The organism is Sphingomonas sp. R86520 (genome assembly GCF_042466285.1).
Classification (GTDB): Bacteria; Pseudomonadota; Alphaproteobacteria; order Sphingomonadales; family Sphingomonadaceae; genus Sphingomonas.
Genome location: NZ_JAXHBZ010000001.1, coordinates 2,679,215 through 2,700,205, shown reverse-complemented (window position 1 = coordinate 2,700,205; position 20,991 = coordinate 2,679,215). Strand labels below are relative to the sequence as shown.

General features: G+C 64.4%; 18 protein-coding genes. 7 read left to right on the top strand and 11 right to left on the bottom strand.

Annotated elements, in window-relative coordinates:
• Window positions 1–63: 63 nt before the first annotated feature.
• The 3 genes from polA to SJY41_RS12255 form a co-directional block, all read right to left on the bottom strand.
• On the bottom strand, window positions 64–2,850 hold the full coding sequence (polA, locus tag SJY41_RS12265) for a DNA polymerase I (protein ID WP_380782072.1): 2,787 nt from the start codon (window positions 2,848–2,850) through the stop codon (window positions 64–66).
• Window positions 2,851–3,167: 317 nt separating this feature from the next.
• Window positions 3,168–4,124, bottom strand: coding sequence for an isopenicillin N synthase family dioxygenase (locus SJY41_RS12260; protein ID WP_380782070.1), 957 nt, complete (start codon window positions 4,122–4,124; stop codon window positions 3,168–3,170).
• 227 nt (window positions 4,125–4,351) lie between these two features.
• Entirely contained in the window at window positions 4,352–4,864 is a 513-nt protein-coding gene (locus SJY41_RS12255; protein ID WP_380782068.1) for a hypothetical protein, read from the bottom strand.
• Between the two features lie 147 nt (window positions 4,865–5,011).
• Here SJY41_RS12255 and SJY41_RS12250 point away from each other — a divergent pair, with 147 nt between their 5' ends.
• A complete protein-coding gene (locus tag SJY41_RS12250) occupies window positions 5,012–6,271 on the top strand; it encodes a multidrug effflux MFS transporter (RefSeq protein WP_380782066.1) in 1,260 nt (419 codons plus the stop codon).
• A gap of 79 nt (window positions 6,272–6,350) precedes the next feature.
• Complete coding sequence (locus tag SJY41_RS12245; protein WP_380782064.1) at window positions 6,351–6,695, top strand: DNA primase; 345 nt, start codon at window positions 6,351–6,353, stop codon at window positions 6,693–6,695.
• A 38-nt stretch (window positions 6,696–6,733) separates the two neighbouring features.
• Here SJY41_RS12245 and SJY41_RS12240 read toward each other — a convergent pair whose 3' ends face one another.
• Window positions 6,734–6,931, bottom strand: coding sequence for a hypothetical protein (locus SJY41_RS12240; protein ID WP_380782062.1), 198 nt, complete (start codon window positions 6,929–6,931; stop codon window positions 6,734–6,736).
• 295 nt (window positions 6,932–7,226) lie between these two features.
• On the opposite strand from SJY41_RS12240, the gene SJY41_RS12235 reads away from it, so the two are divergent.
• The 4 genes from SJY41_RS12235 to SJY41_RS12220 all read left to right on the top strand — a co-directional run bounded on the left by SJY41_RS12235 (window position 7,227) and on the right by SJY41_RS12220 (window position 9,641).
• Window positions 7,227–7,892 carry an outer membrane protein gene (locus tag SJY41_RS12235; protein ID WP_380782058.1) on the top strand — a complete coding sequence of 222 codons (666 nt, stop codon included), beginning with the start codon at window positions 7,227–7,229 and terminating at the stop codon, window positions 7,890–7,892.
• A 484-nt stretch (window positions 7,893–8,376) separates the two neighbouring features.
• Complete coding sequence (locus tag SJY41_RS12230) at window positions 8,377–9,162, top strand: thermonuclease family protein (RefSeq protein ID WP_380782056.1); 786 nt, start codon at window positions 8,377–8,379, stop codon at window positions 9,160–9,162.
• Between the two features lie 31 nt (window positions 9,163–9,193).
• Entirely contained in the window at window positions 9,194–9,367 is a 174-nt protein-coding gene (locus tag SJY41_RS12225) for a hypothetical protein (RefSeq protein WP_380782054.1), read from the top strand.
• Window positions 9,357–9,641 carry a type II toxin-antitoxin system RelE/ParE family toxin gene (locus SJY41_RS12220; protein WP_380782052.1) on the top strand — a complete coding sequence of 95 codons (285 nt, stop codon included), beginning with the start codon at window positions 9,357–9,359 and terminating at the stop codon, window positions 9,639–9,641. Before SJY41_RS12225 ends, SJY41_RS12220 begins: the two co-directional genes overlap by 11 nt.
• A gap of 22 nt (window positions 9,642–9,663) precedes the next feature.
• Here the strand turns inward: SJY41_RS12220 and SJY41_RS12215 are convergent, their stop codons facing one another.
• From SJY41_RS12215 to SJY41_RS12205, 3 genes are all read right to left on the bottom strand, one after another.
• Window positions 9,664–10,728 carry a DUF4062 domain-containing protein gene (locus tag SJY41_RS12215; RefSeq protein ID WP_380784136.1) on the bottom strand — a complete coding sequence of 355 codons (1,065 nt, stop codon included), beginning with the start codon at window positions 10,726–10,728 and terminating at the stop codon, window positions 9,664–9,666.
• 5 nt (window positions 10,729–10,733) lie between these two features.
• Complete coding sequence (locus tag SJY41_RS12210; protein ID WP_380782050.1) at window positions 10,734–11,789, bottom strand: ribonucleotide-diphosphate reductase subunit beta; 1,056 nt, start codon at window positions 11,787–11,789, stop codon at window positions 10,734–10,736.
• A 77-nt stretch (window positions 11,790–11,866) separates the two neighbouring features.
• Complete coding sequence (locus SJY41_RS12205; RefSeq protein WP_380782048.1) at window positions 11,867–12,067, bottom strand: hypothetical protein; 201 nt, start codon at window positions 12,065–12,067, stop codon at window positions 11,867–11,869.
• A gap of 56 nt (window positions 12,068–12,123) precedes the next feature.
• Here SJY41_RS12205 and SJY41_RS12200 point away from each other — a divergent pair, with 56 nt between their 5' ends.
• On the top strand, window positions 12,124–12,384 hold the full coding sequence (locus tag SJY41_RS12200; RefSeq protein WP_380782046.1) for a DUF2171 domain-containing protein: 261 nt from the start codon (window positions 12,124–12,126) through the stop codon (window positions 12,382–12,384).
• A gap of 139 nt (window positions 12,385–12,523) precedes the next feature.
• Here SJY41_RS12200 and SJY41_RS12195 read toward each other — a convergent pair whose 3' ends face one another.
• From SJY41_RS12195 to SJY41_RS12180, 4 genes are all read right to left on the bottom strand, one after another.
• Complete coding sequence (locus SJY41_RS12195; protein ID WP_380782044.1) at window positions 12,524–14,443, bottom strand: ribonucleoside-diphosphate reductase subunit alpha; 1,920 nt, start codon at window positions 14,441–14,443, stop codon at window positions 12,524–12,526.
• Between the two features lie 694 nt (window positions 14,444–15,137).
• Complete coding sequence (locus SJY41_RS12190; protein WP_380782043.1) at window positions 15,138–17,246, bottom strand: PAS domain-containing protein; 2,109 nt, start codon at window positions 17,244–17,246, stop codon at window positions 15,138–15,140.
• Between the two features lie 86 nt (window positions 17,247–17,332).
• Window positions 17,333–18,055, bottom strand: a complete 723-nt coding sequence (locus tag SJY41_RS12185) for a haloacid dehalogenase type II (RefSeq protein ID WP_380782041.1) — start codon at window positions 18,053–18,055, stop codon at window positions 17,333–17,335.
• Between the two features lie 189 nt (window positions 18,056–18,244).
• Window positions 18,245–20,899, bottom strand: a complete 2,655-nt coding sequence (locus SJY41_RS12180; RefSeq protein WP_380782039.1) for a putative bifunctional diguanylate cyclase/phosphodiesterase — start codon at window positions 20,897–20,899, stop codon at window positions 18,245–18,247.
• Window positions 20,900–20,991 lie beyond the last annotated feature (92 nt).

Here is a 20,991-nt window from a genome sequence, read left to right as displayed (position 1 = left end):
GAACGCTTTGCCGGCCGCGCTGGTGCGAGTCAGTCGGACGTGGCCGCCTGCCGCCCTGCGCGTTCAATGCGCTGCGCCCCAGCTGAGGCCGGTTCCGATCTCGATGCCGAGCGGCACGTCGAGCGTCACCGCGGGCTCGGCGGCGGTCGCCATGACGCGTTCGATCACCGGCTTGGCTGCTTCCACGTCAGCTTCCGGCAGTTCGAACACGAGTTCGTCGTGGACCTGGAGGAGCATGCGGACGTTCGGCAGACCCGCTTCGAGCAACGCCGGCCCCATGCGGACCATCGCGCGCTTGATGATATCGGCGCTCGTGCCCTGAATCGGCGCGTTGATCGCGGCGCGTTCGGCGCCCTGGCGTTCGTGCTGGACCTTCGATCGGATGCGGGGAAAATGAGTCTTTCGGCCGAACAAGGTAGTCGTGAATCCGCTCGCGCGGACGCTCTCGGTGGTCTCGACGATATAGTTCGAGATGCCGGGGAAGCGGTCGAAATAGCGGTCGATCATCGCCTGCGCCTCGTCCGCCGACACGTCCAAACGTCCGGCGAGACCCCAGCGGGAGATGCCGTAGAGGATCGCGAAGTTGATTGTCTTCGCACGCCCGCGGGTGTCGCGGTTGACCTCGCCGAACAGTTCCTGTGCGGTAAGGCTGTGAATGTCGTCGCCGTTCGCGAACGCCTGCTTCAACGCAGGGACGTTCGCCATGTGCGCCGCCAGCCGCAACTCGATCTGCGAGTAATCGGCAGCGAGGATGACGTTGCCGGGCTCGGCCACGAACGCGTCGCGGATCTGGCGGCCGATCTCGGTGCGGATCGGGATGTTCTGGAGGTTCGGATCGGTCGAGGACAGGCGGCCGGTCTGCGCACCGGTCAGCGAATAGGACGTGTGCACGCGACCCGTCGCCGGGTTGATCTGCGCCTGCAGCGCGTCGGTGTAGGTCGATTTCAGCTTCGACAGCTGGCGCCAGTCGAGGACCTTCCGCGCGATCACTGCGCCGGGCGAATCCTTGTCGGCGGCGATCCGTTCGAGTTCGGTGACGTCGGTCGAATAGACGCCGGACTTGCCCTTTCGGCCGCCCTTGATGCCCATCTTCTCGAACAGCACGTCGCCGAGCTGCTTGGGGCTGCCGATCGTGAACGGTCCGCCGGCGAGCGCGTGGATCTCGGTCTCGAGGCTCGCCATCTGGCCGGCGAATTCGGTCGAGAGCTTCGACAGTTTGGCGGCGTCGACCTTGATGCCGTGCATCTCCATCTGCGCGATGACCGGGACGAGCGGGCGGTCGACCATCTCGTAGACGCGGGTCGAGCCTTCCGCGGGCAGGCGATGCTTGAACCGCCGCCACAGGCGGAGCGTCACGTCGGCATCCTCGGCGGCGTAACGCGTAGCGGCCTTGAGGTCGATTTCGTTGAAGGTCCGCTGCGTCTTGCCGGTGCCGACGACGTCCTTGAACGCGATGCAGGTGTGCGAGAGGTGCGTGGCGGCGAGTTCGTCCATGCCGTGGCCGTGCAGCCCGGCGTCGAGATCGAAGCTCATCACGATGGTGTCGTCGAACGGCGCGATGTTCACGCCGCCGCCCCCTGAGCTATCCGCGGCGTAGGCGCGGCCCAGGACGATCATATCGTATTTGAGATTATGGCCGATCTTCAGGACGCTCGGATTCTCCAGCAACGGCTTCAGTTTCGCTAGCACGAGTGCACGATCGAGCTGGACCGGGTTTTCCGCGAGCAAATCCGTGCCGCCATGCGCGACAGGTACGTAGCAGGCGAGGTTCGGATGCAGCGCCATGCTGATCCCGACCAGATCAGCGCGCGTCGCGTCGATGCCGGTGGTCTCGGTGTCGATCGCAACCCAGCCCTGATGCGTCGCGATCGTGATCCAGCGATCAAGCGCAGCTTCGTCGACGACGGTTTCATAATCGTCGTGCTTGCAGGGCTCGTCCGCGTCGAGATCGGCGGTGCTGGTGGGCGTCGCGACAGGGGCTTCGGCGACCGCAGAGAGCTTGGCGATCAGCGACTTGAAGCCGTGATGCTCCAGGAACGCACGCAGCGGTGCGTCGGGGATACCCTTGAGTTCGAGATCCTCGAGCGGTTCGGGCAGCGCGACGTCGCATTTGAGCGTGACGAGAACCTTCGACAGCCGCGCCATCTCGGCATGCTCGATCAGGTTGTCGCGCAGCTTGCCCTTCTTCATGCCGTCGGCCGCGGCGAGCACGGATTCGAGATCGCCGTGTTCGAGGATCAGCTTGGCCGCGGTCTTGGGGCCGACGCCGGGGACGCCGGGGACGTTGTCGACGCTGTCGCCCATCAGCGCGAGCACGTCGCCGAGCTGCGCGGGCGAGACGCCGTGGAACTTCTCCGCGACATGCTCCGCGCCAAGCCGGCGGTTGTTCATCGTGTCGTACATGTCGAGCCCGGGCTCGATCAGCTGCATCAGGTCCTTGTCGGAACTGACGATCGTGACTTCCCAGCCCTGCGCGAGTGCGGCTTTCGCGTAGCAGGCGATGATGTCGTCTGCCTCGAGTCCCTCGGTCTCGATGCACGGAAGCGAGAACGCACGCGTGGCGTCGCGGATCATCGGGAACTGGGGGACCAGGTCCTCGGGCGGGGGCGGACGCTGCGCCTTGTACTTGTCGTAGAGATCGTTGCGGAAGGTCTTCGACGACTTGTCGAGGATGACCGCCATGTGGGTCGGGCCGTCGGCGGCGTGAACCTCGTCCGCGAGCTTCCACAGCATCGTCGTGTAGCCATAGACCGCGCCGACCGGCTCGCCATGCTTGTTGGTGAGCGGCGGCAGCCGGTGATAGGCGCGGAAGATATAGCCGGAGCCGTCGACGAGATAGAGATGGGGCATCGCGCGCGGTCTAGCGGATGCGGGCGCGGGGACCAATGGGCGAAGCGTGGTTGTTGGGTATCAGGTCGGGAGAAAAGCGGTGGGGGGCTTGCCTCGCTTCACTGTCCCGAGAGAAGGGCCACCCCGGCGAAGGCCGGGGCCCAGTTGGGGGACAGGGATAACGAAGCGGTGCGCGTCGTTACTGCAACCTTTCCAACTGGGCCCCGGCCTCCGCCGGGGTGGAGAAAGGGGGGGGGCCAAACCCCCTTTAAGTTGTTCCCCCGCGAAGGCGGAAGCCCAGTCTGGATCCCCGCCTTTCGCGGGGAAACATGCTGCCCTTACTTCTTGATCAGCCCGATCTCGACTAGCCGCTCGTACAGATAATCATGCGCGGTGATCGGCGTCGGATAGCGGTTCGCGTTGTCCGGCGTGATCGTGCCCGGCAGCGTCTCGATCAGGAAATCCGGTGCCGGATGCAGGAAGAACGGCATCGAATAACGCGAGTGGCCACGGCGCTCGGGTGGCGGATTGACGACGCGGTGCGTGGTCGAGGGCAGCACGTTGTTGGTCAGCCGCTGGAGCATGTCGCCGACGTTGACGACCATCGCACCCTCGGGCGGCTTGATCGACAGCCAGCGACCATTGGCGCGATCGAGCAGTTCCAGGCCCGCTTCCTCGGCACCGAGCAGCAGCGTGATGAGGTTGATGTCCTCGTGCGCGCCGGCGCGGACGCCTTCGGCATCGGCGGGGATCGGCGGGTAATGGAGCAAACGCAGGATGCTGTTGCCGTCCTTCACCGCCGGGTCGAACCAGTCGGGCTTGAGCTTCAGGTGGCGCGCGATCGCCGACAGCAGCTTGTCGCCGGCGCGGTCGAACGCGTCGAACAGTTCGAGAAAGACCGGCTTGAAGCCTTCCGGCCGGGTCGGCCAGACGTTCGGCGCCATCGTGTCCGCATAGCGATGCCCCTCGGGCAGTTCGCGACCGACGTGCCAGAATTCCTTGAGGTCGACGACCTTGGCGTCCTTGGCGATCTCGGTCTTGAACGGCGTGTAGCCGCGCGCCCCGCCGCCGCCGGGAATATGATAACCGCGCTTCTCGTCCTCGGGCAGGTCGAACAGGAGCTTGGTTTCGGCCCAGGCGCGCTCGATCAGGTCGGCGGGGATGCCGTGATCGGCGACGATCGCGAAGCCGTACCGCTCGAACGATTCGCCGAACGCGGCGGCAAAGCCGTCCGGGTCGGTCGCTTGGGTGGCAAGGCTGAGAGTCGGGACTAGGGCGGCAGGCGTGTCGAGCATGGTTCGTGTCCGGATTGGGGAGGGCCGATATAGCGGGTCGCGGGCGACGTGCCAAATGCCTGGGCTGGGGCAGTCCGCAATTCGAACGATCCTCCCCCGCCAGGGGGAGGTGGCAGGCGTCAGCCTGACGGAGGGGGCGGTAAGAGAAACATCTATTCCCTGTCCTCCCCCTCCGTCACCTTCGGCGACACCTCCCCCTGGCGGGGGAGGATCGAGGGTCTTACCCCTTACCCGCTGATGACGATCGTGCCGGTCGCCCTGTCCGCGCCATCGGGGGCGAGTTCCAGGCGGAAGGGTTTGTTCTCGTCGGTCGTGCCGATCAGGTTCGCGCCTTCGCTGTGAACCTTGTAGCCGACCTTGCCCAGGCGCTCGGCAAACCAGTCGCGGACGGTGGCGGGAGTCGCCGGGCTGGCGAAGGCAACGCGAAGGCCGCCTCCAGTGTCGTGATCGGACTTTTCGTTACCGACGATGTTGAGATTTCTGATCGACGATCCCGGATACAGCCGCACCCCGTTCAGATCGAAATTGCTCGAGTCGATCTTGATCTTCGGCAGCTTCACCGAACCCTGGAAGCCGGGCACGTCGATCTTCATCTCGCCGGTCTCGCCGTTGATCGCACCGAGCACGTTGCCGCCGTCGGCGTTGATCGACACCGTCGTCCCTTCGTCGGAGCGGTTGCAGGCGGACAGCGCCAGCACGCTGGACAGGCCGATGGTCGCGAGGAGCAAAGGACGGAACATAAGGGTCTCCCAAGTGTGTTGTCGTTGCAATACAGATAGGGTGCTTCGCGAGATCGTGCAATTCCGCGTTCCGGCGATCCAGCGATGATCGCCGCTGGGGTTAGCGGGTTTCGCGCGCGGCGCCGAACAGGTAAAGGCGGCGGCATCATGCATCCCAACGATCCCCAACCCGACGCGCCGGCGATGCGCGGCGCGCCCATCGGCTTTGTCGAATTCGTCGCGCTCGTCGCCTCGCTGATGTCGCTGACTGCGCTCGGCATCGACTCGATGCTGCCGGCGTTGCCCGCGATCGGCGACTCGCTCGGCGTCGCAACCGAAAATGGCCGGCAGTTCGTCGTGACCGCGTTCGTGATCGGCTTCGGCGTCGCGCAGCTGATTCACGGCCCGCTCGCCGATCGTTATGGGCGGCGTACCGTGCTGCTCTGGTCGCTCGGGCTGTATGCGGTCGCCAATGTCGCCTGCGCACTTGCCGGCAGCTTCGTGCTTCTGCTCGCCGCGCGTGCGCTCGGCGGCGCGGTGATCGCCGCGGCGCGCGTCGCGACGATCGCGCTGGTCCGCGACTGTTACCACGGGCGGGCGATGGCGCGGGTCATGTCGATCGCGTTCATGGTGTTCATGATCGTGCCGATCCTGGCGCCGACGTTCGGCTGGACGGTGCTCCAGTTCGGCAACTGGCGTGCGATCTTCTGGACGATCGCGGTCCTGTCGCTCGGCGTGTTCATATGGTTCTACCTGCGGATGCCCGAGACGCTGGCGCCCGAGAACATCCTGCCGATCACGCCCGGACGGATACTCGCCGACTGGCGGCAGACGCTCGTCGACCGCAACTCGCTGGGCTATACGCTTGCATCGACCGCGTTGATGGGGGCGCTGTACGGCTATCTCAATTCGATCCAGCAGATCATGGCCGACGTGTTCCACCGTCCGACGCTGCTGGCGCTGATCTTCGCGACGACGTCGGTGACGATGGCGGCGTGCAACCTGCTCAACTCGCGGATCGTGATGCGGCTGGGCACGCGGCTGATCAGCCACGGCGCGCTGTCGATCCTTATTCTGGTGTCGCTGCTGCACCTGTTCGCGATCGAGATCGGGTTCGAGACACTGGTGAGTTTCGCGATCTTCCAGGCCCTGACGCTCGGCTGTTTCGGGCTGGCCACCTCCAATTTCTCGGCGATGGCGATGGAGAATATGGGGCGGATCGCCGGCACCGCGTCGAGCGTGCAGGGGTTCCTCAGCGTCACCGTCGGCGCGGTGCTGGGGGCGCTGATCGGCCAGGCGTTCAACGGGACGACCGTGCCCCTCGTCGGCGGGTTCCTGCTGGCCGGCCTGGCCGCGCTGGTCGCCATCCTGATCACCGAGCGCGGGCGGCTGTTCCGTCCCGCATCTACCGCTCCCGGTCGCGCTTGAAGGAACCAGCGCGCACGTCCACCGTTCGCATAGGGAAGCCCTGCATCATGCGGGCAGCCTGGATACGAGGAGTGTGACGATGGGCGGACATCAGGTGCCGAGTGCCGGTTCGGGCGACGACGGTTACGACGAAGAGGGCTATGACGAGAGCCAGCGCGCCGAGATCCTCGAAGCGACGCGCAACGGGCCGAGCGACGGCATCGTGCTGACCGACCTGGATCCCGACCTGGGCGACGACGACAAGGAAGACGAGTCGATCGACGAAACCCGCATGGATTCCGAAGAGGTCGGCGAGACCGATGCCTCCGTCACGATGGACGAGGACGACATGGACGAGGACGACGTGCAGGACGAACTCGACGATGGCAGCATTGACGAGGACGAAGACCTGGACGATGCCGACGACGTCGCGCTGAAGCCCTGAATGCCGCGTGCGACGCATCCGCAAGGGATGCGTCGCCGTTACCCGCCCATGTGCGCGAGAACCGCGAGATCGTGCGCGTCGAACGTTTCGCCCGTCGCGTCCGTCGAGACGCTTGCATTGCCGGCGGCGGGTGCAGGAGCCGGCGCGTCGTTGGCCACGTCATAGGCAGTCCACAGGATTCCGGCGGCCCAGAACAGCGCCGACCAGCGGCTGCGAAAAAGACGCGACAGTCCCATCAATGGTGCATCGCACGACGAGTGTTGCCAGGCCGTAAACACTAAGGCTTAATGGCAAGCAGAGCGGTATGTGCCCAGATTCTGCTGCATTTCCGCCGTTTATGCCACCCTGATGCCGTGGTTCGTTCACCCAACTGACAGGAACCGTTGCTGCAACGCAACACTCCGGAACAGTTCCCGGAATGTGACGTTTTTTGTGCAACCATGTGCCCGCCGGCCTGTTTGGCTTGCCTGGACCGAACCGGCGCACCGTGCAGCCGGGGTTCCACGCAACACACGGTATAAGGTCAAACTCATGCGTAAGCTTTCCCTGGCAATCGCCCTCGCCGCCGCAACGGTCGCAGTCCCCGCCTTCGCGCAGGACATGTCGGCACCGGCCCCCACCGACAACAGCGCCGCACCTGGCGAAGCATCGGCACCGGACGGCTCGAAGGCATTCGGCATCGAGCCGTATTTCGGCGTGATGGGCGGTTGGGAGCAGTTCGACAACGAGCGCGGCCACGGTATCCCGCAGGCGCTGAACGCCGACAACTCGATCCGTCGCGGCTACAAGCCATCGGGCTCGCTGGTCCAGGGCGTGCTCGGCGTGAACGTGCCGCTCGGCCCGGTCTTCGTCGGCGCTGAAGGCAACGTCATCAAGGGCATCGATGGCAACATCGATTGGGAATATGGCGCAGCAGGCCGGTTCGGCTTCCGCGCTGGTGACAGCGGCCTGATCTACGGCAAGGTCGGCTACCAGTGGGTCAACTTCGACCATTTCTCGGGTAACTCGACCAACGGTGGCGTCACCAACCGCGACTACAGCGCGATCACCTACGGCATCGGCGCAGAAGTCGGTCCGCAGAGCATTGGCCTGAAGGGCATCACCGGCAACGCAGGCTTCCGCATCCGCGCCGAGGTCAACACCTTCGGCGACGCGCAGAGCTTCCGTCCGATGCTCGGCATCATCACGCACTTCTAAGCCCTTGCCCGGTAACGGGTATGGCATGACGTGACGGGGGCGGGGAGTGGCAGCACTTCCCGCCCTTCGTGCGTCTGGCGTCCATCGGCATCGAAGAGTGAAGTGTAGAAAGTATAGACGCTCGCACGACGATCGCGGGAGCGGTCGGAGCCGCGCGCTACTGAGTGAAGGATAGGAAGTATAAACGCTCGCACGATGATCGCGAGGGAACGCTTAGGGCGAGTGTGGCAGACATCCTAGGAGGCTGGTGCACGTCTGCACGCTGGACTGCGGCAAGGCTGGCATGGCGCGAACTGCGCATGTCGGACCGGTGTAGGACAGCCAGATCTCGCATGGTCGCGGGTACGTAGATCCCGCGCCGATTCCGTCCCGGACTCGCGATGCGATGTTCACGATGCGTTCGCCTCGTTTCCGACTCCGCTCGCCGCAAGTCGCGGTCCGTGCACGGTGACTTCTTCGCGCGCGCGCGTACGCGCGGGGAACGATGGAGTATGTCTTTGATTTCATGCGGTTGCTCAGTGGCGATCGCGCAGGTGCCCCGCGTCGCGGCGGCGCGGGCCGCGGCGCCGCGCCGGGCATCATGCTGCAACTCCGCCTGGTGTTCTACGGGGTATTGCTAGGCCTGATGGTGCCGGTGATCCGCCAGATCGACTGGGCGGCGCTGGTGCCGCCGGGGTTGAAGGTCGAATGGCCGACCGGGTTCGGCATCGCCTGGCCCGCCGGGCATCTCCGCGTACCGGGAGGGTGGAGCAAGGCGGCGGACGCTGCCGCATCGCAGGCGTCATCCTCCTCCGCCGCCGCTGCAGGCGCAGCCACCAGCGCCGCCGGGACCCTGACCACCGCGGCGGGCGTCGCCAGCGCCGCATCCACGGTCGCGGCGGCCGCCGCCGCCTTGTCGGGCGGGAAGCCGGTGTCGGCACGCTTCACGATCTGCGGCCACGTCAAGCGGATCGACTGCATGGTCGACGGCGACACCTTCTGGATGGCCGGCACCAAGATCCGCATCGCCGACATCGACACCCCGGAAACCCACCCGCCGCGCTGCGCCCGAGAGGCGCGGCTGGGGCAGGCGGCAACGCTGAAGATGCAGGCACTGCTCAACGCCGGCCCCTTCACGCTGACCCCGATCAAGCGCGACGTCGACCGCTACGGCCGCAAGCTGCGCATCGTCGAGCGCGACGGGGTGTCGCTGGGCGCGGTCCTGGTCCGCCACGGCCTCGCGCGCCACTATGGCGGCGGCAAGCGCTCGCCCTGGTGTGGGATGGGCTGACGGAAGGGGAAATTTACGCTATGCTAGTGTCATGGCCACGCACGTCGACGAGTTCGAAAAGCTGGAAGCCGATCCCGGCAGGGTTGAACACGGCTATGATAGCTGGAAGCGTGCGAAGATTGAGCGCGGGCTGATGCAGGCGCAAGACCGTTCCGCGATGATCCCGGTCGAACAGGTGCTACGCGACCTGACGATTGATCGTTAACTTCACGCCACAAGCGCGAGACGACCTGTTCGCGATCCGCGATTGGATTGCCCAGAAGGACTCAAGGGCCGCAGAACGCGTGGTGGTCCGCATCGTCCAGACGGCGATGATGTTCGGACAGTTCCCGTTGCTAGGTCGTGCAGGGCTAGTCGATGGGACACGCGAATTTTCGGTCGTCGGACTGCCGTATCTTATCGTGTACGCACTTGCTTCCGAAGGCAAGATCGACGTGCTGACGGTTTTACATACCCGGCGACGGTATCCGGCAGAATAGATCAGATAGATATATGGGAAGATTATGAATCACCGAGCAGTTGGATCTTTATCCGGGTAAGCCTTTCTTCACCGGCAGCGGTTAATGAATATCCCCGAAAATCTTCGCCGTCATCTTCCTTTTTTTCCGTCATTGCGATTAAGCCAAGTTGCTTAAGCTGAATGAGTATCGTATCAATCTGATGAGGAAGTAAGGTTATTTGCCGATTTCCACAGTCGCTTATTATCTTTGTTCTAATATATTCTATTAAGCTTGCTTCAAAAGAGTATTGTCCGACCAGCTTATTATACGCAGCTGGTGGTCTCCGTACAATATAACCGTACATCGTCGGTCCTATCACGGACAGGATTTCATCCCATGTAAGTGGCACGTCGGTCGAGGTAATCTGCTTCCGTGAGTTCTGAAATACCGCGCTGATGCCGTACTTGTCAGATCCTTGAGAAAGCTGTTCTGGCAATATACCTTCTAACCTCACCGACCGATCACGGATCTCTCGTTCGAGCTTCCGAATTGTTTTGTCTCTATGCTTGATTTCTTCAAGCAAAGATTGCTCACGAGCTAAATCTTCTTTTCCACGTGCTTGATCTGCACGAACCCATCCAACTCTTGGATTGGTCCGTGTTTCACTCATCAGGCTTTTCATCACGAGCATACCTAATTCTGCCGGTTCGTCGAATTGCCGGCAGATTCTGCTCAAAACCTTATTCCGGAAGTTCTCGAGTTTTTGCCGCTTTGCGGCATCTGTTTCGTAATCGCGTGCCGAAATCGATAAAACGTCTTTCCGTACGAAACCAAGTACCGGAACCGAGCTCGCCACCGCGTAGTCGTATTCCATCTCAGTAAAACTCAATCCTGTATCGGTACTAATGCTGCCATAACGACCGCCAACTATAACTATATAGTAGTCACTTTCATTGATTACCGATTTTATAAGCTCCCATTGAGAAAGATCAGATGCCGGGAAGAGCTCCATTCCGGCCGGCATGTGATCCATCTCTAATATGGCCTGAGTCGCTTGCTGCCGTTCAACTCTCAGATCATCATATGTAGATGATACGAAAACCTGATATCTAACGTCAGCAAGCATATTACTCACTCAGCCGCCACGCCAGCCAACGAGAACATATCCCGGCTGTCGCCCATATCCACGTTAGCCACAGGCCCCTTCTTCGCGGTCTGGCGCTTGTCGAATGAGTCCCAGACGTCGTTCCACTGGCCCTTGGTCGCGGCCTTCGAATACTCCGTTGCGCGCTGTTCGAAGAAGTTGGCGTGCTCGACGCCGTTGAGCATCGGGGCGAGCCAGGGCAGCGGGTGCTCGTCGATCATGTAGATCGGCTTCAGGCCGAGCTGGGTCATGCGCCAGTCGGCGATGAAGCGGATGTACTTCTTGATCTCCTTGGGGGTCATGCCGGTGACCGGGCCCATCTCGAACGCGAGGTCGATGAAATTGTCCTCGAGACGGATGGTGGTCTGGCAGACGTCGGCGATGTCGTCCTTGACCGCCTTGGTCAGGCACTGGCGTTCCGCGCAGAAGGTGTGGAACATCTTGATGATGCCCTCGCAGTGCAGGCTCTCGTCGCGGATCGACCAGGTGACGATCTGGCCCATGCCCTTCATCTTGTTGAAGCGCGGGAAGTTCATCAGCATCGCGAACGACGCGAACAGCTGGACGCCCTCGGTGAAGCCGCCGAACATCGCGAGCGTGCGCGCGATATCCTCGTCATTGTCGACGCCGAAGCTCTGCATATAGTCGTGCTTGTCCTTCAGCTCGCTATATTCGAGGAAGGCACCGTATTCGCTCTCGGGCATGCCGATGGTGTCGAGCAGATGGCTGTAGGCGGCGATGTGGACCGTCTCCATGTTGCTGAACGCGGCCAGCATCATCTTGATCTCGGTCGGCTTGAACACGCGGCCGTATTTCTCGTGGTAGCAATCCTGCACCTCGACGTCCGCCTGCGTGAAGAAGCGGAAGATCTGGGTGAGCAGGTTGCGCTCGTGATCGGTGAGCTTCTGCGCCCAGTCGCGGCAATCCTCGCCAAGCGGCACTTCCTCGGGGAGCCAGTGGAGCTGCTGCTGGCGCTTCCAGAATTCGAACGCCCAAGGGTATTCGAACGGCTTGTACTGCTTGCGGGCTTCGAGGAGGGACATGATAGGCCTTTCGGAAGATTGTTTTAAATCGGGAAACTGGTCGGATCAGGGAAACTGGTGGGCTCTGGAGCGCGGCGTCATGCGGTGCTCCATTGCCACATCGCGGCGGCGGACATCGCGAGGACGATCGCGCCCGAGGTGAGCATGATGCCGATCATCCGGAACGCGTAGGTCTGGCCCTCGGTGACGTCCGGCGAGCGGAGCCGCACGAGAAGTGCGATTCCGACAAGACCGAGCACGCCCGCGACGGCAAACATGATAGCGCTGCCGTACGTCATGCGACCAACTCGCGCGGCGTGCGTTCAGCACCCGAACTCAACACAGGAGAACGACCATGGTCGATGCAACCCAGATCCAGGAACATGCCGAAGTCATCGGTGCAGACGGCGTCCATGTCGGCACCGTCGACAAGGTCGAAGGCAACCGCATCAAGCTGACCAAGAAGGACTCGGGGCCGCAGGTCGTCGAGGGCACGGGCAGCCATGAAGGGCATCATCACTTCATCTCGCTCGGGCTGGTGGCGGATATCGAAGACGGCAAGGTCCGGCTTTCCGCCAACGCCGACGTGGCGGTGACGTTCGAAGAAGAGGCCTGAGCCTCCCGCGGCGCGTGTCGAACGCGCCGCCGAGACTGCCCGAACCCCGGTCCGCCTGGCGCGGGCCGGGGTTTGTTGCGTCAGGCGCCCCCCGGTCCGCGTGTCGCGGGCCGGGGTCACGCTCGACCGCCGAGAGACCTTATTGACAGGCAAGGCACTCATCATAGTCCTTCGACTCGACGTCGATCTGGCGCAGGTCGATGGTGTTGTCCGCTTCCACACCGCCGGCGAAGCCCGCACGCTGGACCGACTTCGAGCGCAGGTAATAGAGCGACTTGATGCCCAGCTCCCACGCGCGGAAGTGGAGCATCAGCAGGTCCCACTTTTCGACATCCGCCGGGATGAACAGGTTCAGCGACTGCGCCTGGTCGATGTACGGCGTGCGATCCGCCGCCAGTTCGAGCAGCCAGCGCTGGTCGATCTCGAACGACGTCTTGTAGCAGTCCTTTTCCTCGACCGAGAGGAAGTCGAGATGCTGGACCGAACCACCCTGTTCGAGGATCGAGTTCCACACCGCGTCCGAGTTCTTCGACTTCTCGCTCAGCATCTTTTCGAGATACGGGTTCTTGACCGAGAAGCTGCCCGACAGCGTCTTGTGCGTGTAGATGTTCGCCGGGATCGGCTCGATGCAGGCCGACGTGCCGCCGCAGATGATCGAGATCGACGCGGTCGGGGCGATCGCCATCTTGCAGCTGAAACGCTCCATCGCGCCGGTGTCGGCAGCGTCGGGGCAGGGGCCGCGCTCGATCGCGAGCTGCATCGAGGCTTCGTTGGCCTGGGCACTGATGTGCTTGAACATCCGCAGGTTCCACGACTTCGCCATCGCGCCCTCGAACGCGAGGCCGCGCGCCTGGAGGAAGCTGTGGAAGCCCATCACGCCGAGCCCGACCGACCGCTCGCGGCCCGCGGAATAGGCGGCACGCTCCATGCCCGGCTCGTGGCGATCGATATAGTCCTGCAGGACGTTGTCGAGGAAGCGCATGACGTCCTCGATCAGGCCCTTCTCGTCCTTCCACTGATCCCACGTCTCGAGGTTAAGCGACGACAGGCAGCAGACCGCGGTGCGTTCGTTGCCGAGGTGATCCTTGCCGGTCGGCAGCGTGATCTCCGAGCACAGGTTCGAGGTCGAGACCTTGAGGCCCAGCTCGCGGTGATGCTTCGGCATCGCCTTGTTCACGTGATCCGCGAAGACGATGTACGGCTCGCCGGTCTGCAGGCGGGTCTCGACGAGCTTCTGGAACAGCGAGCGCGCGTCGACGGTCTGGCGGATCGCCTGGTCCTTCGGCGAGCGCAGATGCCATTCCTCGCCGTTGCGCACGGCTTCCATGAAGGCATCGGTGATCAGCACGCCGTGGTGGAGGTTCAAAGCCTTGCGGTTGAAATCGCCCGAGGGTTTGCGGATTTCGAGGAATTCCTCGATCTCGGGGTGCGAGACGTCGAGGTACACGGCGGCCGAACCGCGGCGCAGCGAACCCTGGCTGATTGCGAGCGTCAGCGAATCCATGACGCGGACGAACGGGATGATGCCGCTGGTCTTGCCGTTGAGGCCGACCGGCTCGCCGATGCCGCGAACGTTGCCCCAATAGGTGCCGATGCCGCCGCCGCGCGACGCGAGCCAGACATTCTCGTTCCAGGTGTCGACGATGCCGCCGAGGCTGTCGGGAACCGAGTTGAGGTAGCACGAGATCGGCAGGCCGCGACCGGTGCCGCCGTTCGACAGAACGGGGGTGGCGGGCATGAACCAGAGCTTCGAGATCGCGTCGTACAGGCGCTGCGCGTGGCCGGCGTCGTCGGCGTAGGCGGAGGCGACGCGGACGAACAGGTCCTGATAGCTTTCGCCCGGGAGCAGATAGCGGTCCTTCAGCGTCTCCTTGCCGAATTCGGTCAGGAGCGCGTCGCGGCTGTGATCGACCTCGACCGGGTAGATCTGCGCGCGCACGGAGTGGCTGTCCTGCGACGGGCGCGGGACCTTGGGAGCCTCTACTGCGGCGGCGTCGGTGGCTTGGTCGATCGTGTCTGTGGTCATGTCGCTATCCCGGCTGCTGTCTCTGAAATCCATCGAAACCGCTCCTAGTGTTCTGTATTCGTTCGAATCGGTCGCCTGTCGCCATGCTACCATCGGACGGCCCCTAACGGGAGAACAAAAAGTGATCATCGCGGCGGTGGAAGGCGCGCACATGATCGGTTCGCATAGGACTATGCGAGGGATGTTCTACCAGCGATTGGGTCCGCCCCCGAACGCAACCCCAAGAGATTGTGCCAAAGCGCGAGTCGACGCAAGGGGGTGAAAGGCTTGTCGAAGGCTCGGTTCGTCGCGTTCGCGATAGGGTCCGTCGAGCACCCGCCACGCGACGCGTGGAGTTCTGCGGGGTTCGTGATGTGCAAGGGAACGAGGCGGGAACGAAAAATTATTTCGGGATGGTAAGTGGCAAATGTTGCTTCGGGCGGAGGGGGTGGAAGTGGGGCACAGATATGGGTGACCGCTCTAGTTGCCCCGCGCAGGCGGGGCCCAGGAGACACGAACGTCGTCCTGCTCAAGTACTAGACCCCCGCCTTCGCGGGGGAACGGGAGTGGGGCGTTCGTCCTCTTACAGAACGAGAGCGTCACCCTGCCAAGACTTCACCACCCCGGCGGAGGCCGCGGGCCGGTCGGGGGACGTCGCCACCTGAACGCTGCGCGCTGTGACTGCCGCCTTTCCACTTGGTCCCGGCCTTCGCCGGAGTGGCCGTGATTGGGAAACGCGTATTCTGTCTCAGCCCTCGATCATCGTCCGGATCCGCGTGGCCAGCGCTTCCATCGCGAAGGGCTTGGTGATCATCGACATGCCCGGCTCGAGGAAGCCCGAAGCCAGTGCGGCGTTCTCCGCATAGCCGGTCATGAACAGCACCCGCAGCCCGGGACGCAGCGCACGGCCGGCGTCGGCGACCTGGCGGCCATTCAACCCGGGCAAGCCGATGTCGGTCACCAGCAGGTCGATCCGCGCCATCGTTCGCAGGCGTTCGAGCCCCGCCGGCCCATCATGTGCCTCGACCGCGCGATAGCCGAGTTCGCCCAGCACTTCGACGATCAGCGCGCGGACGACGGGATCGTCCTCCACCACCAGCACGATCTCGCCCGCGTCGGTCACATGGGCCTGGGTGAGTTCGGGCAGCGCCGCGTCGGCTTCCGCTTCGCCGTGATGCCGCGGCAGATACAGCTTGACCGTCGTGCCCTCGCCGACTTCGCTGTAGATCTTCGCATAGCCTTCCGACTGGCGCGCGAAACCATAGATCATCGACAGGCCGAGCCCGGTGCCCTGTCCGATCGGCTTGGTCGTGAAGAACGGCTCGAACGCCTTGGCGATCGTGTCGGCGGACATGCCGGTGCCGGTATCGGATACGCAAATGCAGACGTAACGGCCGGGGCGAACGTCGCGCTGGCTTGCGGCGAAATGGTCGTCGAGTTCCGCGTTGCAGGTCTCGATCGTCAGCGTTCCGCCGTCGGGCATCGCATCGCGCGCGTTGATGACGAGGTTCAACAACGAATTCTCGAGCTGGTTCGGATCGCAGAGCGTCGTCCACACGCCCGCGCCCAGGACGAGTTCGAAATCGATCTGCTCGCCGGTGGTGCGACGAAGCAAATCCTCGAGCGAGGCGACCAGCGGGTTGACCTTGACCGGGCGCGGATCGAGCGGCTGGCGACGCGAGAAGGCGAGCAGCCGGTGGGTCAGGGCGGCGGCACGGTTGGCGGCCGTCGTCGCGCCCGAGATGAAGCGATCGAGTTCTGCGACACGTCCTTGCGCGACACGGCGCTGGACGATCTCCAGGCTGCCGGTGATGCCCTGCAGCAGGTTGTTGAAGTCGTGCGCGATGCCGCCGGTCAGCTGGCCGACCGCCTCCATCTTCTGCGCCTGGCGGAGCGCCTCCTGCGCGTCGACCAGTTCCTGCGTGCGATCGCGGACGCGTTGTTCGAGGTCGGCGTTCAGCGATTGCAGATCGCGCTCGAGCCGCTTGCGATCGGTGACGTCGGCCCCTTCGACGAACACGCCGACGACCGCGCCGGTCGCATCGCGGATCGGCTGATAGACGAAGTCGACATAGCGATCGTCGACCGCGCCGCCCGGCTCGGCCTGCACGGCGTAGAGCATGCCCTCCGCGGTAAACGCCTCGCCCGTCGCATACACGGTGTCCAAGAGGTCGAGGAATCCCTGTTCGACCGCGTCGGGCAGTGCTTCGGCAACCGTACGGTTCAGGACCGGGCGATGGCCGACGAGCTTGTCATAGCCTGGATTGCTCAGTTCGAACCGGTGCTCGGGACCGCGCAGCATCGCCATGAACGTCGGTGCCTGCGCGAACATCTGGCCCATCCGCTCGCGTTCGTCGCGCAGTGCTCGCTCGGTAAGGACGCGCTCGGTGCTTTCGTAGGTCGAGCAGAACATCCCCGCGATCGCGCCGCTTTCGTCGCGGACGGGCGAATAGGAGAAGGTGAACCAGGTATGCTCGTCATACCCCTTGCGGTTGGTGACGAGCGGCATGTTCTCGAAGAACGTGGCTTCGCCTGCCAGCGCCTTGGCGACGAGGGGACTGATATCCGTCCAGACGTCGGCCCAGACGTCTTCGAACCGCCGACCCATGGCCTGCGGATGCTTGCTGTGCAGAAGGCGCGCGTAATGATCATTGTAGAGGAAGCCGAGTTCGGGGCCCCAGGCAATGAACATCGCGAATTCGGACGAGAGCATGAGTGCGACGATCGACCGCAGCGACTGCGGCCAGTCCTCGATCGGACCGAGCGGGGACTGCGACCAGTCATGCGCGCGGATGATGGCGGCCATCTCGCCACCACCGGTCAGAAAGTCCGCCTTCGCCGCGATATTGCTCGTCATCTCAAGTCCTTGCGCGCCCGTGTCCGCGTCGATCCCGATAGCCAGTGATCGCCGTGATAGCCACCGGTTCGGACGAGCGAAGGGCGTTATCCGCCTAGTTCGACGGCAAGCCGGACCAAGCCGTCGACGTCATGGTCCCAGTCCTGCGCCGCCTTGGCATCGGGTGCCGCGCGGCCGCCATATTCCATCGGGCGATCGACATAGGCGGTTTGCAATCCGGCGGCGCGGGCAGCGGCGAGATCGCTGTGATGGGCGGCGACCAGACAGAGTTCGCCGGGCGCGATCCCGAGCATCCGCGCGGTGGCCAGATAGGATTCGGGAAGCGGCTTGTAGACCCCGCTGACCTCGGCACCGAGGATCGCATCCCAGGGCAGGCCTGCGCGGCGGGCCATTGCCAGCATCAGCGCGATGTTGCCGTTGCTGAGCGTGACGATCGGAAACCGGCGTTTCAGGCGGGTCAGGCCCTCGACGGAGTCCGGCCACGGGTCGAGCCGGTGCCAGGCATAAGTGAGGTCCGCCAGCGCGTCCTCACCGAGGTCGCCCGGGTCGATACCGTGATAGCGAAGCAGGTCTTCGAGTGCCTCACGGTGCAGGATGTCGAGAATGACGAACGGACGTCGGCCGCTACGGACCTCCTCCAGCGCAGGCTGGTAACGCTTGCGCCATCCGTCGGCGAACGCGTGCGGGTCGATATCGGTGCGACCGAGGCGGGCGAGAACGGGGGCTGCGTCGCGGGCGATGCCCGAACGCCAGTCGACCACGGTACCGAACACGTCGAAGGCCAGCGCTTTGATCGGAGGATGGGACATCAGGCAAAGACGGTGGCGAGGGGCGGTTGGTTCCCGGAGATTCGGTGCCGACGATCGTTTGCGTACCACCGGAAGGGCACGCCGAACGGCGGAACCGCGACGTCGCCGACGGCCATTGCCGTTCGGTCTTGCGCCGGGGAGCGGAGCCGTACCGGGCTCGCGCGGCGATCGGCGTCGGCGGCCGGTGCCTCACCCGGCGCGGCGGGTGCGATAGCCTTGCGTCTGGTTGAGCCTTTCGAGATTGAACGCTGCGTCGAATTCGATGCCGGCCCTGCCGCCGCGGGCCCAGCGGATGCGCGCGCCGAGCATCTGGTCCTCGACCAGTTCGATTTCCATCGCCATGCCGTCGGGGTTGCCGTCGATGGTGATCCCGTCGAGCATCGCCCCCGACGTCGAGATGTCGCGGATCCGGACGTCGCCGCGCACGCCGCCGATCATGATGCGGGCCGAGCGCAGCATCTTGTGCCGGGTCGCGCGGCTGACCTTGAAGCCGCTGGCCGTCGCCATGCCGTTCTCCAGGCCGAGTTGACGCAACGCCTCGTCCGCACGGACCGGCCGGCCATAGACATAGCCCTGGATGTGACTGCACCCGAGGTCGCGGACGAGGTCGATCTCGTCCTGGATCTCGACACCTTCGGCCGTCGTCTCCATGCCGAGCGTGTCGGCGAGCGTGACGATCGCCTTGATGATCGCGGCGTTGCGGTTGCCGAGCTCGGCGGCACCCTTCACGAACGACTGGTCGATCTTGATCTTGTCGAACGGCGCGTTGCGCAGATAGCCGAGCGACGAATAGCCGGTCCCGAAGTCGTCGAGCGCAAGCCGCACGCCGACCGCCTTCAGCGCCTTGAACATCTGTTCGGAGGACCGGGTCTCGTCGAGGAACACGCCTTCGGTGATCTCCAGCTCGAGGCGACCGGCGGCGATCCCCGACTGTCCCAGCGCGCTGGCGACGAGCGCCGGCAGTGCCGGGTTGGCGAACTGGATCGGCGAGACGTTGACGGCGACGCGGACGGTACCGGGCCACCGCGCCGCCTCCATGCAGGCGGTCCGCAGCACCCATTCGCCGATCGCCTCGATCAGCCCGCATTCCTCCGCCACCGGAATGAAGTCGGCGGGCGATACGAGTCCGCGGACCGGGTGGTCCCAGCGAATAAGCGCTTCGTAGCCGACGATCCGCGTGGTCTTCGTGCTGACGACGGGTTGATAGCAGAGGTGGAACGCGCCGACGGCCACCGCCGCGCGCAGGTCGTCCTCCAGCAGCTTGCGGGTCCTGGCACCCGTGAGCATGTCGTCCGAGTAGAAACGGTGGATGCCGCGCCCGTCGGCCTTGGCGGCGTACAGCGCGAGATCGGCATTGCGGACCAGCGTTTCCGGATCGGCGCCATCGTCGGGCGCGATCGCGATGCCGATCGAACACCCGATCGTCACCGACGTGCCACCGATGAAATACGGCTCGGACAGCGAGCCGATCACTTCGCGGGCAAGCGCGGCCAGCGTTTCGCGGTTGTCGATCTCCGGCAGCACGACCTGAAACTCGTCGCCGCCCAGTCGCCCGACGAGCCCGGCATCGGCGACGCCGCGCTGCAGGCGTTGCGCGACCTGCTTGAGCAACTGGTCGCCGGCCTGATGACCGAGCGTGTCATTGACCGCCTTGAAGCGGTCGAGATCCATCAGGAACAGCGACGTCGCGCGGTAGGAGCCGGCATTCTGCGTGAGGGTCTTGTCGAGCGACAGCCGCATCCGCTGGCGATTGGCGAGCCCGGTCAGGCCGTCGAACAAGGCGAGGCGGGTGATCTCGGCTTCCGACTTCCTTTGTTCGGTCAGGTCGCGGCCCGAGCCGATGAATCCCTGGAAGCGCCCCAGTTCGTCGATCACCGGGCGGCCGGAGATCGACCACCATCGCCCGCACGTCGGTGCGGCGGCGGCACAGACCGAATAGTCCGCGAACGAGGTCCGCGACGCGATGTGGAAGGCAAGCGTGCGCTCGGTACCCGGCGCATCGCTATCCATGCGGAACAGGTCGACGAGCGACTGGCCGACGGCCTCTCCTGCGAGATCCAGTTCGTCTGCGACCTTGCTGGAAAGATAGGTGATCCTGCCCTGGCGATCGGCTTCCCAGAACCAGCCAGTGCCGTGCCCCTCGAACTCCGCGATCATCTTGACCGCCAGGCATCCGGCGCTCGCCTGTTCGGCACGGTCGAGGTCCAGTGCATGATCGTTTCGCGCGAGACGGTGAGTGGCGACCACGAGACAGCCGAGGAATGCGACCGCGATGGCCAGTGGGACACCGATCCCGGCACGCGATGCCAGCATCGCGACGACCCCGATCCCGAAGCCGAGCGTCGCGGCGCGCACGGTGTGAACGCTGGCGGCGGTGACGACGATCGCGCCGGCGACCGCGACGTAGCATCCGAGTTGCAGCGATCCGGTCGGTACGTGCGCGCTCGCCCACAGCATCGACAGCAACGTCGCCGCGATCGCCGCCACGCCGGACATCAGGATGCGGTTGCGCTGATACGCCGGCCACTCTCGCGCGGCAGGAACGCGCAGCAGGCCCAACATCGCGGCGGACACCACCGCCAGGATCGCGCCGTGGCTGCCGACGACCGGGACGAGCTCCGCCAGGCCAGCCGACGCCGCCGCCGTCAAGGCGATCGCGATCAGCAGGGCGCAGGTGAGCATCTGGGCCGCCACCGCGAACGGCCATGCCACCGCGACCTGGGCAAGCTTGCGATCCAGCAAGTCGGCGACCCGCTCGCGCGGGTCCGCGCTAAGTCCGAACAGCGCAGGAGCGGGCGATCGATCCTGCGCTCGGCGATCCGCAACGGGTAGGGGGGCGTACATACACCCAATGTGACTTAAATATCTTGCCGATATCGTAAGATGTTGAAGGTCGTCGAAATTTACCGTCCATCCGCCCCCGGCGGCTCGCGTCC

Bases quoted from the DNA above. Each gene is read 5' to 3' on its own strand.
- polA (WP_380782072.1), bottom strand. From the start codon at position 2,850: ATGCCCCATCTCTATCTCGTCGACGGCTCCGGCTATATCTTCCGCGCC.
- SJY41_RS12260 (WP_380782070.1), bottom strand. From the start codon at position 4,124: ATGCTCGACACGCCTGCCGCCCTAGTCCCGACTCTCAGCCTTGCCACC.
- SJY41_RS12255 (WP_380782068.1), bottom strand. From the start codon at position 4,864: ATGTTCCGTCCTTTGCTCCTCGCGACCATCGGCCTGTCCAGCGTGCTG.
- SJY41_RS12250 (WP_380782066.1), top strand. From the start codon at position 5,012: ATGCATCCCAACGATCCCCAACCCGACGCGCCGGCGATGCGCGGCGCG.
- SJY41_RS12245 (WP_380782064.1), top strand. From the start codon at position 6,351: ATGGGCGGACATCAGGTGCCGAGTGCCGGTTCGGGCGACGACGGTTAC.
- SJY41_RS12240 (WP_380782062.1), bottom strand. From the start codon at position 6,931: ATGGGACTGTCGCGTCTTTTTCGCAGCCGCTGGTCGGCGCTGTTCTGG.
- SJY41_RS12235 (WP_380782058.1), top strand. From the start codon at position 7,227: ATGCGTAAGCTTTCCCTGGCAATCGCCCTCGCCGCCGCAACGGTCGCA.
- SJY41_RS12230 (WP_380782056.1), top strand. From the start codon at position 8,377: ATGGAGTATGTCTTTGATTTCATGCGGTTGCTCAGTGGCGATCGCGCA.
- SJY41_RS12225 (WP_380782054.1), top strand. From the start codon at position 9,194: ATGGCCACGCACGTCGACGAGTTCGAAAAGCTGGAAGCCGATCCCGGC.
- SJY41_RS12215 (WP_380784136.1), bottom strand. From the start codon at position 10,728: ATGCTTGCTGACGTTAGATATCAGGTTTTCGTATCATCTACATATGAT.
- SJY41_RS12210 (WP_380782050.1), bottom strand. From the start codon at position 11,789: ATGTCCCTCCTCGAAGCCCGCAAGCAGTACAAGCCGTTCGAATACCCT.
- SJY41_RS12205 (WP_380782048.1), bottom strand. From the start codon at position 12,067: ATGACGTACGGCAGCGCTATCATGTTTGCCGTCGCGGGCGTGCTCGGT.
- SJY41_RS12200 (WP_380782046.1), top strand. From the start codon at position 12,124: ATGGTCGATGCAACCCAGATCCAGGAACATGCCGAAGTCATCGGTGCA.
- SJY41_RS12195 (WP_380782044.1), bottom strand. From the start codon at position 14,443: ATGGATTTCAGAGACAGCAGCCGGGATAGCGACATGACCACAGACACG.
- SJY41_RS12190 (WP_380782043.1), bottom strand. From the start codon at position 17,246: ATGACGAGCAATATCGCGGCGAAGGCGGACTTTCTGACCGGTGGTGGC.
- SJY41_RS12185 (WP_380782041.1), bottom strand. From the start codon at position 18,055: ATGTCCCATCCTCCGATCAAAGCGCTGGCCTTCGACGTGTTCGGTACC.
- SJY41_RS12180 (WP_380782039.1), bottom strand. From the start codon at position 20,899: ATGTACGCCCCCCTACCCGTTGCGGATCGCCGAGCGCAGGATCGATCG.